Origin of the sequence: Caballeronia sp. GAWG1-5s-s (assembly GCF_023631445.1) — a bacterium.
Classification (GTDB): domain Bacteria; phylum Pseudomonadota; class Gammaproteobacteria; order Burkholderiales; family Burkholderiaceae; genus Caballeronia.
In genome coordinates, this window is sequence record NZ_JALQDC010000001.1 from 250,549 (window position 1) to 263,844 (window position 13,296).

At 66.5% G+C, this 13,296-nt stretch carries 10 protein-coding genes; 3 read left to right on the plus strand and 7 right to left on the minus strand.

The features are described from left to right. Positions 1–95 precede the first annotated feature (95 nt). A complete protein-coding gene (locus tag NCR34_RS01200; protein ID WP_175938951.1) occupies positions 96–1,397 on the plus strand; it encodes a solute carrier family 23 protein in 1,302 nt (433 codons plus the stop codon). A 30-nt stretch (positions 1,398–1,427) separates the two neighbouring features. Here the strand turns inward: NCR34_RS01200 and NCR34_RS01205 are convergent, their stop codons facing one another. Next, complete coding sequence (locus NCR34_RS01205; RefSeq protein ID WP_250498896.1) at positions 1,428–3,095, minus strand: Na+/H+ antiporter; 1,668 nt, start codon at positions 3,093–3,095, stop codon at positions 1,428–1,430. Between the two features lie 319 nt (positions 3,096–3,414). Between NCR34_RS01205 and NCR34_RS01210 the strand changes: the two genes are divergently transcribed. Then, positions 3,415–4,734 (plus strand): sensor domain-containing phosphodiesterase, encoded by a 1,320-nt coding sequence (locus tag NCR34_RS01210; protein WP_248320884.1) that lies wholly within the window; start codon positions 3,415–3,417, stop codon positions 4,732–4,734. A 6-nt stretch (positions 4,735–4,740) separates the two neighbouring features. Here the strand turns inward: NCR34_RS01210 and NCR34_RS01215 are convergent, their stop codons facing one another. Next, positions 4,741–8,319, minus strand: coding sequence for an indolepyruvate ferredoxin oxidoreductase family protein (locus NCR34_RS01215; RefSeq protein WP_250498897.1), 3,579 nt, complete (start codon positions 8,317–8,319; stop codon positions 4,741–4,743). Between the two features lie 242 nt (positions 8,320–8,561). Between NCR34_RS01215 and NCR34_RS01220 the strand changes: the two genes are divergently transcribed. Beyond that, positions 8,562–9,200, plus strand: a complete 639-nt coding sequence (locus NCR34_RS01220) for a glutathione S-transferase family protein (RefSeq protein ID WP_248320886.1) — start codon at positions 8,562–8,564, stop codon at positions 9,198–9,200. A gap of 8 nt (positions 9,201–9,208) precedes the next feature. Here NCR34_RS01220 and NCR34_RS01225 read toward each other — a convergent pair whose 3' ends face one another. From NCR34_RS01225 to NCR34_RS01245, 5 genes are all read right to left on the minus strand, one after another. Then, on the minus strand, positions 9,209–9,454 hold the full coding sequence (locus NCR34_RS01225) for a hypothetical protein (RefSeq protein ID WP_248320887.1): 246 nt from the start codon (positions 9,452–9,454) through the stop codon (positions 9,209–9,211). 49 nt (positions 9,455–9,503) lie between these two features. Further along, the gene (locus tag NCR34_RS01230) at positions 9,504–9,725 is read right to left on the minus strand and encodes a hypothetical protein (protein WP_159837620.1); all 222 of its coding nucleotides are present in this window, start codon (positions 9,723–9,725) and stop codon (positions 9,504–9,506) included. Positions 9,726–9,840: 115 nt separating this feature from the next. Then, on the minus strand, positions 9,841–10,752 hold the full coding sequence (locus NCR34_RS01235) for a carbohydrate kinase family protein (protein WP_248320888.1): 912 nt from the start codon (positions 10,750–10,752) through the stop codon (positions 9,841–9,843). A 5-nt stretch (positions 10,753–10,757) separates the two neighbouring features. Beyond that, on the minus strand, positions 10,758–12,014 hold the full coding sequence (locus NCR34_RS01240) for an AGE family epimerase/isomerase (protein WP_502800034.1): 1,257 nt from the start codon (positions 12,012–12,014) through the stop codon (positions 10,758–10,760). Between the two features lie 2 nt (positions 12,015–12,016). Then, a complete protein-coding gene (locus NCR34_RS01245) occupies positions 12,017–13,036 on the minus strand; it encodes a LacI family DNA-binding transcriptional regulator (protein WP_250498899.1) in 1,020 nt (339 codons plus the stop codon). Positions 13,037–13,296 lie beyond the last annotated feature (260 nt).

The following is a 13,296-nucleotide window of genomic DNA, read 5'->3' on the forward strand; positions in this document are numbered from 1 at the left end:
TGCCTCGGTTCGGCCCACTCCGTACACTCGCGCCTGTCCGAAGAATCAAGCGCGCCGCGTGGCCGGCGCATCATCGCCGAGAAGGAGAGCTGCCCATGTCCGATTCCTATTTCCCGCGCTGGCCCGAGCAGCCGAATGCCGAAGGCGGGCGCGTCGTCGGGCCCGATGAGCGCCTGCCCTGGCCGCAAATGATCGCGATGGGCATTCAGCACGTCGTCGCGATGTTCGGCTCCACCGTGCTCGCGCCGCTCCTGATGGGCTTCGATCCCAATCTCTGCATCTTCATGTCCGGCATCGGCACGCTGCTGTTTTTCGTGCTCGTCGGCGGACGCGTGCCGAGCTATCTCGGCTCCAGTTTCGCGTTCATCGGGCTCGTGATCGCGGTCACGGGCTACTCGGGGCACGGCGCTAACCCGAACATTCCGGTCGCGCTCGGCGGCATCATCGCGTGCGGCGTGGCGTATGCGGTCATCGGCGCGATCGTCGCGGCCGTCGGCACGCGCTGGATCGAAGCGCTGATGCCGCCCGTCGTCACCGGCTCGATCGTCTGCGTGATCGGGCTGAATCTCGCGCCGATCGCCGTGAAAGGCGTGAGCGGCAGCAACTTCGATTCGTGGATGGCGCTCGTCACCGTGCTGTGCGTCGGCGGCGTCGCAGTGTTCGCGCGCGGCATGGCGCAGCGGCTGCTCATTCTGATCGGCCTCGCCATTGCATACATCATCTATGCGGTGCTGACCAACGGCATGGGCATGGGCAAGCCGATCGACTTCGGCATCGTCTCGAACGCCGCGTGGTTCGGCCTGCCGCACTTCACCGCGCCGGTCTTCCAGCCGCAGGCCATGACGCTGCTCGCGCCCATCGCGATCATTCTCGTCGCCGAAAATCTCGGCCACATCAAGGCGGTCGGCGCGATGACCGGACGCAGTCTCGACAAGTACATCGGCCGCGCGTTCATCGGCGACGGGCTGGCGACCATCGTCTCGGGCTTTGCCGGCGGCACGGGCGTGACGACCTACGCGGAAAACATCGGCGTGATGGCAGTCACCAAGATCTACTCGACGCTCGTGTTCGTGATCGCCGCGTTGTTCGCCATCGTGCTCGGATTTTCGCCGAAGTTCGGGGCGCTGATCCAGACGATTCCCGGCCCAGTGCTCGGCGGCGTGTCGATTGTCGTGTTCGGCCTGATCGCGGTGACGGGCGCGCGCATCTGGGTCGTCAACAAGGTGGACTTCTCGGATAACCGCAATCTGATCGTCGCTGCCGTGACGCTGGTGCTCGGCGCAGGCGATTTCACGCTGAAGCTCGGCGGCTTCGCGCTCGGCGGCATCGGCACGGCGACGTTCGGCGCGATCATTTTCTATGCGATCCTGCGCCGGCGCGGGGCGGGTGTGGTTTGATGGATGGTGGCGGTTGCGGCCGCCACGCCCTCACGGCGTCATCCCCCGCTTACGATTCACAATCGCCGTCTCCGAAAGATCGATCTCCCGCATCAGCTTGTTCAGCGTCTCATCGTTGATCGCCTGATCCGTTCTCAGCCGCAGCAGTTCCGCGCGCTCGGCCCGCAGCGCCGCCATTCTGAGGCGCGTTTCCACGATCTCGCTTCGTCTCGCCGCCACGCGCGGCGCTTCCTCATCGCCGAGCGATTCCAGCCGTAGCCGGTACGTGTCCATGACGCGCGCCGTCGAATCCGCGCAGCGGGCGGACGCGGCTTCGTCCATGTCGTCGGTGAGCAGCGCGTGCGTTTCGTCGATGGCGCGGATCGCCGCCTGCGCCGCGCGCCGACGCGCCAGTCGCTCCTCCGCCGCGTGCGGATTGCGCTCGCGCTTCGCGCCGCGCAGCACCACCGGCAAGCCGACGACCGCAATCAGGAGCGAAGCCAGAATCACCGCCGACGCGATGAAGATCGCCAGATCGCGCCCCGCGAGCGCCGCGCCGTTATCGAGCGTGACCGGCAGCGAAAGCACGCCCGCGAGCGTCACCGCGCCGCGCACGCCGCCGATTGTCGTCAGCGCCAGCGTGCGCAAGCCGGGCGCGGCGCTTTCGATGCCGACCTTCGCCGCGCTGCGGCTCGCGACCCAGCGCAGGCAATACACCCACACGAAGCGCAGCGCGTAGAGCGCGAGCACCGTCGCGATCACATAGCCGATCAGAAGGCCGACTTGCGCGTTGCCGTCCTGATGCGCCTCGATCAACGCGCGCCCGATGATGTGCGGCAACTGCAAGCCGAGCAGGATGAACACCATGCCGTTGAAGACGAACTCGATCATCGTCCACGTGCTCGTCATGCGCACGCGCACCGCGCTCGGAATGGTCGCGCGCAGGCTCTGGATGTTCATCATCATCCCGGCGGAAACGGCCGCGAGAATGCCCGAGCAGCCCGCGCGCTCCGAGATCACATAGGCGGCGAACGGAATCAGCACGGTCAGGATCACGCCCGCGGCGGGATCGTCGTCCTCGGAAAACTTGAGTACGCGCGCCGGAATCTCGGTGACGATCCAGCTGATCGCCGCGCCGATCGCGAGCCCGCCCACCGAGATCACGACGAAGCTGATGGCCGCCTCGTGCAGCGAAAACACGCCGGTCAGCGCGGCCGCAATGGCGAACTTCAGCGCGACGAGACCCGACGCGTCGTTCATCAACGCTTCGCCTTCCAGAATATGCATGAGGTTCGCCGGAATGCGGTTGCGCCCGGCGATGCCCGTGAGCGCGACGGCATCGGTCGGCGAAAGCACGGCTGCGAGCGCGAAGGCGACGGGAAGCGGCATCGCGGGAATCATCCAGTGCAGGAAGTAGCCGAGCGCGCCCACGGTGATGAACACGAGCCCGAGCGCGAGCATGAGAACGGCGCGGCGCGCGAGATACAGCTCGCGTTTCGGAATGCGCCAGCCGTCGGCGAACAGCAGCGGCGGGATGAACAGCAGCATGAACAGTTCGGGGTCGAACGTGACGTGCAGCCGGAAGCCGGGCCACGCGAGCATCGCGCCGATGGCGATCTGAATGAGCGGCAGCGGCAGCTTGACCGGCAGCAGGCTGAGACCGACGCCGGACAGCGCCACGATCATCAGCAGGATGAGAACGGTGAAGACGATTTCCATGCCGGATGCGAACGCGCGGGCGTCCGTTTATTTTCGAGACGACGCGAGAGTGTAGCCCGACGCTTCGTCCACGGCATGTTTGCGCGACGCACCCACGCGGTGCGCGTGCATGCGTTTGCCGCCCGCTCGCGGTGCATGAACCCTGCAAACGCCCGACAAAGGCGGCGGCTTCGCGCGCATGGACCTTGCTTTAACGACAGCCACGGGACGCGAGACTCCCGACGAGATCATCGAGGGCGGTTCTTATGAAAACGGTATCGGGCGGGACCGGCGCGGGGCCGGAGCATGAAGCGCGCGGCGCGCGCGCGGGGGCATCCACATGGTGATCGCCAATCCCGAAAAGACGACGCTCTCCGCGCGCAGCTTCGAGCTCGGCGTGATGTCGGGCTTGGACCGCTATTCGGTCGAGCACGGCGAGTGGACGCTCTCCAGCGTCTTCCAGCCGGTGTTCAGCCTCTCGCACATGCGCGCGGTCGGCTACGAAGGACTTTTGCGCGCGCACGACGCGCTCGACCGTCCCGTGCCGCCGGTCGATGTGTTCGCGCAGGCGTCGCGCGTCGGCGAAGCGTTGCAGATCGACCGTCTCGCGCAGGCGCTGCATCTCGAGAACTTCAAGATGCTCGGCGCGCAGGACGAATGGCTGTTCCTCAACGTGCATCCCGGCGCGCTGACCGAGCCGTATCACGCGGCCGCGCTGCTCGCCAATCTGAAGCGCCTGCATATCGAGCCGCGCCGTGTCGTGCTCGAAGTGCTGGAGCAGAGCGCGGAGGACATCGAGCGTCTTGCGCAGGCCGTGCAGCAGTTCCGCGATCAGGGCTTCCTTATCGCGCTCGACGATTTCGGCGCGGGGCATACGAACATCGAACGAATCTGGCAACTCGATCCGGATATCGTCAAACTCGACCGCGTGATGCTGTCGCACGCCGGCCACAACGTGCATGCGCCGCTGTCGGAGCGCACGCGCAAGCAGCGTCGCAATATGGAAGCGGTGCTGTCGGGCATCGTCTCGCTGCTGCATGAGGCGGGCAAGCTCGTGCTGATAGAGGGCGTCGAAACCGAGCACGAGGCGCAGCTTGCGCTCGCGAGCGGCGCGGACTTCGTGCAGGGCTTTTTCTTCGCGCGGCCGCATCCGGGGCTCGCGGACGGCGTGCATGCGCAGAACATCATCGGCGAATTGACGGAGCGGTATCGCTTGCAGACCGAAGCGCGCGAGCGGCGCGTCGCGACGCGGCTTCAGCCATACGTGCGCGCGTTCGAGCGCGCGGCGGAGCGGCTCGCGGCGGGCGAACCGCTCGACGAAGTGTGCTGGAACTTCCTCGCGCTCGATCACGCCGCGCGCTGCTTTCTGCTCGATCAGAACGGCCGGCAGTCGGGCCGCAATGTCGTGCTGCGCGCCGACCGCGCCGCGCACGAAGCGCGCTTCCTGCCGCTCGTCGATGCGCAGGGCGCGAACTGGCTGCGCCGTCCGTACTTTCGCGCGGCGCTCGGCGACCCCGAGCGCGTGCATGTGACGAAGCCGTATCTGTCGATCAACGAGGCGATGCCGTGCGTCACGCTCTCGGTAGAGACCCGCTCGGGCGGCAAGCGCTGCGTGCTGTGCGGCGACATCGACTGGCTGCCGGACGACGACGCCGACTGACTTCGCTCACTTCGCGACGACGACCGGAATGCCCTTCAGCGACGACGCGCCTTTCATCGCTTCGATAGACGCGCGCACGGCATCGTCCGTCGCCGCTTCGATGCCGAGCCGCGCGACGAGTTCGCGCTCGCTGCGTTTGACCATCGCGAGATTCGCGAGCTTGACGTGACCGTAGCCGCGCACGCGCTCGAAGAGCGCGGCGAGCGCCGCGACGTCCTTGGCGTTGGCGGCATCGAGTTTCGCGAGCGCGCGCTGCATCGTGGTTTCGTAGTCCTTCGCGAGCTGGCGCTCCATGCGGCGTTCGAGCGTTCTGCCGAACGGATCGAGCGCCGTGCCGCGCAGCGCGCGCAGCTTAGACAAGCCGCCGAGCACCGGCCACATCCACTGGCCGAAGGTTTTCTTCTTCGGCGCGCCGTGCGACAAAGCCGGCGGCGCGAGGTTGAACTTCACCGTGTAAGCGTCGCCGGGCGCGCCTTCGAACTGCGCGGCGAGCGCGGCGCGGAACGCCGGGTCCGCGTGCAGGCGCGCGACTTCGTATTCGTCCTTCACCGCGAGCAGCTTGTAGAACGTAGTCGCCACTGCGCGCTTCACTTCTTCATTCGCCGATGCCTGCGCGATCAGCGAACGATATCGCTCGACATATTTCGCGCCGCCATACGCGAGCAGCCGCTCTTCGCGATCGCGGATGAGGTCGGCAAGCGGCATGTCCGCCATCGCGACGCGCTTTGGCTGCGCCGAGGACGCGAGCGAATCGAGCGCATTCATATCCGCCGCCGCGAGCCGTCCGATCGCGAAGGCGAGCTTGTTCGCGGCGACCGCGACATTGTTCAGTTCCAGCGCGCGCATCAACGCGCCGTGCGACACGGGCACGAGGCCGAGTTGCCACGCGAAGCCGAGCATCAGAATGTTCGCGCCGATGGTATCGCCGAGAAAGCGCGTCGCGAGCGATTGCGCGTCGCAGGTTTGCAGGGCATCGGCGGCATCGGCGCCGGCCGCGTGGCGCATCTTGTCGAGCAGCGCGTCGGCGTGCAGATTCGCGTCCGGATTCTGCACGAAGCTCGCGTTCGGGATGGCGTGCGTGTTCACGACGATCTTCGTCCGGTCATGCCGCACCGTTTGCAACGCTTCCGGACTGGCGCCGACGACCATATCGCACGCGAGCAGCAAGTCGGCCTGCTGGGTGTCGATGCGCACCTGGTTGAGCAGCGCGTCCTCGCTCGCCACGCGCACGAACGACAGCACCGAGCCGCCTTTCTGCGCGAAGCCCATGAAATCGAGCACCGACGCGCTCTTGCCCTCCAGATGCGCCGCCATGCTGATAAGCGCGCCGACCGTCACGACGCCCGTGCCGCCCACGCCCGTCACCAGCATGTCGTACGGCGCGTGATTCAGATGCGCGCGCGGCGGCGGTAGCGCATCGACGCGGCGCGCGAGTTCGGCGGGATCGAACGCGTGGCCGTCGGCTTTCTTCAGCTTCGCGCCTTCCAGCGTGACGAAGCTCGGGCAGAAGCCGTTCACGCACGAATAGTCCTTGTTGCACGACGACTGATCGATGCGGCGCTTGCGTCCCAGTTCCGTTTCCACCGGCTCGACGGACAGGCAGTTCGACTGCACGCCGCAATCGCCGCAGCCTTCGCACACGGCTTCGTTGATGAAAAGGCGCTTGTCCGGATCGGGAAACTCGCCCTTCTTGCGACGGCGGCGCTTTTCGGCGGCGCACGTCTGGTCGTAGATCAGCACGGTCACGCCGGCCGTTTCGCGCAGGCGGCGCTGCACGGCATCCAGTTCGCTGCGGTGATGGAAGGTCGTGCCGCGCGGGAACTGGTCTTCGTGGCCGTCGTACTTCTCCGGTTCGTCGCTCACGACGACGAGCAGCGCGATGCCTTCCGCTTCCACTTGCCGCGCGATCTGCGGCACGGAAATGCTGCCGTCGACCGGCTGGCCGCCCGTCATCGCGACGGCGTCGTTATAGAGAATCTTGTACGTGATGTTGGCTTTCGCGGCCACGGCCTGCCGGATCGCGAGAATGCCCGAGTGAAAGTACGTGCCGTCGCCGAGGTTCTGGAAGACGTGCGGCGTTTTCGTGAACATCGCGTGCGAGGCCCAGTCCACGCCTTCGCCGCCCATCTGGATGAGGCCGGTCGTGTCGCGCTCCATCCACGACGCCATGAAGTGACAGCCGATGCCCGCCTGCGCCACCGATCCTTCCGGCACTTTCGTCGACGTGTTGTGCGGGCAGCCCGAGCAGAAGTAGGGCGTGCGCTTCACGGCATCGGCGATATTCGACAGAATTTTCGGCGCGACGAGATCGACCACTTTGTCGCGGCGGTCGAGCGCCGGCTTGTGGCGCGCGAGCCACTGCGCGAACACCGGCAGCACGCGCGAGGGCCGCAGCTCGCCGAGCGCGGAGAGTAGCGGCGCGCCGTCCTGCGTCGTCTTGCCGATCACGACCGGCCGCGCGCCCTGAGCGCGGTTGTACAGATGATCCTTGATCTGCTGCTCGACGACCGGCCCTTTCTCCTCGATCACGAGCACTTCCGCGAGCCCTTCGACGAAGGTATCGAGCCGCGTGGTTTCAAGCGGAAACGACAGCCCGACTTTGTAGATGCGCACGCCAGCGGCGTCGAGGTCGTCCACGGTCAGGTCGAGGCGGCGCAGCGCCTCCATGAGATCGAGATGCGCCTTGCCGCACGTCACGATGCCGACGTTCGCGCGCGGACTCGGCGCGATCCACTTGTCGATGCTGTTCGTCCGCGCGAAGTGGCGCACGGCGTCGAGCTTTGCGTGCAGGCGCGCTTCGATCGTGAGGCTCGGCAAGTCGGGCCAGCGGTTATGCAGGCCGCCCGGCGGCGGCGTGAAGCCATCGGGCGCGGTCCAGTCGGTCTTCAACGCATCCAGATCGACGGTCGAGCCGGATTCGACCGTCTCGGAAATGGCCTTGAAGCCGACCCACGCGCCCGAAAAGCGCGAGAGCGCCCAGCCGTACAGCCCGAATTCCAACATGTCCGCCACGTTCGACGGATTCACCACCGGCATGTGCCACGCGATCATCGCCTGATCGCTCTGATGCGGCATCGACGACGAGACGCAGCCGTGGTCGTCGCCTGCCACCACGAGCACGCCGCCGTGCGGCGACGAGCCGTACGCGTTGCCGTGCTTGAGCGCATCGCCTGCGCGGTCGACGCCCGGACCTTTGCCGTACCACATCGCGAAGACGCCATCGACGGTGCGCTCCGGGTCGCTCTCCACGCGCTGCGTGCCGAGCACGGCGGTGCCGCCGAGTTCTTCGTTGATCGCGGGGAGAAAGCGCACGTCGTGCGACGCGAGCAGCTTTTTCGCCTTCCACAGTTGTTGATCCACCATGCCGAGCGGCGAGCCGCGATAGCCGCTGATAAAGCCGGCCGTGTTCAGATGCGCGGCGCGGTCGAGCGCGCGCTGCATCAACACGAGACGCACCAGCGCCTGCGTGCCCGTCAGGAAGATTCGGCCGCGCGTGGCGCTCAGGTTGTCGGCGAGTTGATAGTCGGACAGCGCGGGTTCGTTGAGGCGAGGCGACAGGGCATCGGCGGGGACGCGTGCGTTCATGGTTGTCTCGTTCTTTGTATGTGAGGCAATACGTCATTTTTTGTCACCGAAAGCGGAATGTTTTTGCGCACTCGCTGCAAATCGGCAGACGTTGAGAAACCACGCAGGCTTTTTCGAGATAAATGGGAGAAATCTGCTCGATCCGGGCGCGCGTCGGCGTAAACCCGCAGCCGTGCGGCTCGCGTGGCGGCGCTGATTAGGACTAACCTGAACGCTCCGAAAACAAGAGAAGGCCGACGCCGATGAAACTCTTCTACTGGCCGAAGACGCGCGCGTTTCGCGCGCTGTGGATGCTCGAAGAACTGCGCGAGCCGTATGAACTGGCGTTCGTGAATATCCGCGCGGGCGCGCAGAACGAAGCCGCGTTCAGTCGCGTGAACCCGATGTCGAAGCTCCCCGCGCTCGACGACGGCGGCGTGCGCGTGGCCGAATCCGGCGCGGTGCTGCTCTATCTTGCCGACCGCTTTCCGGACGCGCGTCTGGGCGCGCCGCTTTCGGACCCGGCGCGCGGCCGGTTCCTGCAATGGATGTTCTTCACCGGCTCATGCCTGGAACCGGCGATGGCCGAGCGCTTGACCGGCGCGCAGGGCAACACCTTCAGCTTCGGCTGGGGCGATCTTTCGCGCGTCGAACACGCAATCGAAAGCGCGCTCGAAGAAGGGCCGTGGCTGCTCGGCGAGCCGTTCACCGCCGCCGACATACTGCTCGCGAGTACGTTGCAGATCGCTTTCGTCGCGAGGCTGATCGAGCCGCAAGGCGTGCTCTTCGATTACGTCGAACGGGCGGTGGCGCGCGAAGGCTACGAACGCGCGGCCGCAATCGATCATCGCGAGGCCGAGCGCCTCGGACTCAGGCCGCACCCGAAAATGCCGGTGGATTGAGCGGAGAGTCAGGGAAACGCGCGGGGCTTCGGAATGCCCGCGCCGGCGTCGATGTCCGCGACCGCGCGCAGGTGCGCGAGCTGAATGGCTTCGTTGGACGTCGGGAGCCCGTCGTCGCCGCCGACTGTCTTCCAGTCCTGCACGGCTTTGTCCAGATGGCGAATCTCGTACTCGGCGTCCCAGCGCGGGCCCTGAAGCTCGATCGGCCGCACGTGGATGGAATAGACGCCATATAGGAAGACCTGGTCCGGCATGTCGCCCTCCGATGCAGTGTACGGCGCGCCCGCGCCGTCTTTCTGCCAGCTACAGTTCGATTTCCCCGAGGATGCGGTGCGCAAGCGCGCGCGCTTCGTCGAGTGCTTCGTGCTCGTTCTCCGATGCCGCTTCCACTTCGTAGAGCGTCGCGTCGGGCTGCTCGCCGTCGTCGCGCGAGAGGGAGACGAGCCCCTGGAACTTGCCGCCGTCGATGGCGCGCACGCCGATCGTCGCGGTGTAGATGCCTTTCGTGTAGGTCGTGTCTTCCATGATGGATTCGCCTCTGGCCCAAGGACTTAAGCATGAAATTCATGCTAGCACGCGGTCATGCGCCGCGTGTGACCGCGGCGCGCCCGAATCTGCGCTTGAGTCCGCGCTTGAGTCCTTAGCCGAGCAATTCCTCGACCTCGTCGAGCGACGGCGAATGCGCGCCCGAATGACGGCACGCCGCCGCGCCCGCCGCGAGCGCGAACTTGAGATGCTCGGGCCAGCCGCCGTGACGCGCCATCAGGCTATAGAGCAGCCCGCCGATGGACGCATCGCCCGCGCCGACCGTATCCGCCACCTCGATGACCGGCGGACGCGCGTTGAACGCTTCATCGCCGGCATAGAGCGTCGCCTCCGACGAGCCGCGGGTGACGAGCACGGTGGCTTGCGGATTCATCGCGCGCAGTTGGGCGAGCGCGTCTTCCTCGGGAATGCCGCGAAACAGCATGTGCAGGTCTTCGTCCGACACCTTGATGAGATCGGCGAGGCCCGCCATGTTGCGCAGGATCGGCTCGTAGCCGTGCTCCATCAGGTTCCGGTAGTTCGGATCGAAGCTGATCTTCACGCCGTGCTCGCGCAGTTTCGCGGCGAGCGCGGCGAGCGTCGCGCCGAGCGGCTGGCGCACGAGGCTGATGCAGCCGAAGTGCGCCCACTTCACGCGCTCCATCCAGCCTTGCGGCAGCTTCTCGGGATCGAAGGCGAGATCCGCGCCGTTTTCGCCCATGAAGTAGTAGGTCGGCGGCTGCGTCTTGTGGACGATGGCGAGCAGCGGCGGACGCTCGACGCGCTGCATGAAGCGCATGTCGAGGCCCGCGGCGACGCTCGCCTGCCAGAGGTCGTCGGAGAAATTGTCGGTGCCGAGCGAGCCTGCGCATGCGGTCGGCAGGCCGAGCCGGGCGACGGCGCGCGCGACGTTCCAGCCCGCGCCGCCCGGGCGCGACAGCCAGCTCGACTCGCCGGTGCGGATGAGGTCAGTGAGAATGTCGCCGGCCGAGACGAACTGCGGAAAAGTGGTGTGATCGGTTGCCATCGTGCTTACCGTGAGTTGTGCGGCGAGGCGAGCGCGTTCAGCACTTCGTAGCACGCGCCCATCGTGTGGTAGTCGGTCTTGCCGGCGGGACTTTTTTCGTCGCCGTACTTGCGGTTGTCGCAGGTCAGTATGCGATACCACGCGCCGTAGCGGTGATCGACGAAATGCGCCCAGCTATAGCGCCAGAGTTCGTCGTAGCAGTCCCAGAAGCGTTCGCTGCCGGTTCGCGCGCCGAGGAGCGCCGCCGCCGCGAAGCTCTCGGCCTGCACCCAGAAGTACTTGTCGTGATCGCAGATGCTGTCGTCGGGGCCGAAGCCGTAGTAGAGGCCGCCGTGCTGGTCGTCCCATGCGCGGGAAAAGCCCGCGTCGAACAGCTCGATGGCGCGCGGCGCGAGCCACGGCAGCGCGCGATGCCGTTCCAGAATGAGCAGCAGCTTCGCCCATTCAGTCTGATGCCCCGCCTGAAAGCCCCACGGCCGGAAGATGTTCGAGCTGTCCGATTCGTTGTAATGCCAGTCCACCGACCAGTCGCGGTGAAAATGCTCCCACACGAGGCCGTTCGACAGCCGCGCCTGCCGCAGCGTGACGTTGCCCGCGATCTTCTCGGCGCGGTCGAGGTACAGCACGTGGCCGGTCGCCTCGTACGCGGCGAGCAAGGCTTCGGTCGCGTGCATGTTCGCGTTCTGCCCGCGGTAGTCCGAAAGGTGCCAGTCGGGCGTGGCTTCGTCTGCGTAGAGACCGGCTTCGGCGTCCCAGAAGCGGCGTTCCATCAGGGCGAACGTTTCGTCGATCATGGGCCGCGCTTCGTCGATGCCCGCCATGGCCGCATGCGCGCACGCGAGCAGCACGAACGCCATCCCGTAGCAATGCCGCGTGCCGTCGAGCGTGCGTTTCTGGCCGTCGCGCCACTCGATTTCCCAGTCGTAGCCCTCGTGCGCGGTGTCCCAGTGCGCGTCGCGCAGGAAACGGAACGCGTGGCGGGCGTCGTCGAGGAATTGCGCATCGCCGAAGTGGCGATACGCCATCGCGTAGTTGAAGACGAAGCGCGTGCTGCTGACGAGATGGCGCGTCGTGCGGTCGTAGACGGTGCCGTCGTCCTTGAAGAAGTGGAAGAAGCCGCCGGACGGATCGCGGCCGGTCGGCGCGTAGAAGGCCAGCGTGTCGCGGACGTGCGAAAGCAGGAAGTCGCGGCTGCGGAAGTCGATTCCACCTTCCGGCGCTTCGCCCGAGACGACGGCGGCGACGGCGGCTGAAGCGGTCATGTTCATGGCGTGCGGTGCTCCTCTTTCGCGCCCGAACTCGCGCGGGCGATGAATTCCACGCTCATCAGCGAGTCGGCCTGATCCGGCGAGGTCGAATGATCGTCGAGCAGCAACTCGACGCCTCGCCGCCCGAGCGCTTCCTTGTCCACGGCGACCGTCGATAGCGGCGGCGCGCTGTGAGCGGCGGCGGGAATGTCGTCGAAGCCGACGAACGCGATGTCGTCCGGCACGCGCAAACCGTGCGCGAGACAGACGCGCATGGCCGCGAGGGCCGCTGCATCGTTATAGGCGAAAACCGCGTCCGGCAGCGCACTCGATTTTGCGCGCGTCTCGGCGATCAGGCGCTCCATCGCGTCGGCTGCGGCGACATCGGCGGGCACGCCGGCCTGCGCGGTGATTTCGAGCGTCGGATCGAAGAGCAGGCCCGCGTCGAAATACGCCTTGCGATAGCCGAGCGCCCGCTGCGCGATACTGTGATGCGCGAGCGACCCGCCGATAAACGCGACGCGCCGCCGTCCGAGCGCGAACAGATGCTGCATGGCGAGCGCCGCGCCCTTCGCGTTGTCGATGTCGACTGAACGAAAGCCGGGCGCGCGCAAGTCGATGAGCACGATGGGACGCGCGAGCGACTGCAGATGCGCGAGCAGTTCCGGTTCGACGAAGCCCGCGACCGCGATGGCGTCCGGCGCGTGCAGCCGCATTTGCTGCGCGAGGTCTTGCGTCGGTCCGGCGGTGAGCACGGACGGCACGAGACGACGCTCGCGGCACGCTTCTTCGAAGCCGTGGAGCACTTGCGAGAAGAACGGGCTGACGGCGAAATTGTTGTGCTGCCGATGCAGCAGAAAGGTCACGCGACGGATGCGCGTGCGCAACTGCGCGGAATCGTAGCCGAGGCGTTGCGCGACTTCGACGACGCGCACGCGGGTAGCCTCCGATAAACCCGGCTGGTTCTTCAGCGCACGCGAAACCGTCCCGATGGAGACGCTCGCCGCGCGTGCGACATCGCGGATGGTAGTGGCCATCGTGTTGTTCTCTAGGATGAGGCGAGAGCGCGCGGCATATGCGGCGCTTGTGGGGGCGGATTGTATAGTAAAAGTGCCCGCGCGACGCGTGCGGGAGCGCTTAGAGGAAACCACTAAGGCTTGTGGGAAAGGGCGTTGGGGTTGAAGGGGTTGTTTAGTAAAAGGGCGAGCGTTTTTGGTCGTCGGACCGCGTGGCGCGGCGTGCGGTGCGCTTGCGGGTCGGTACCGTCGCGCGCGGCCCGCGTCAGCCTGCAGGGCTC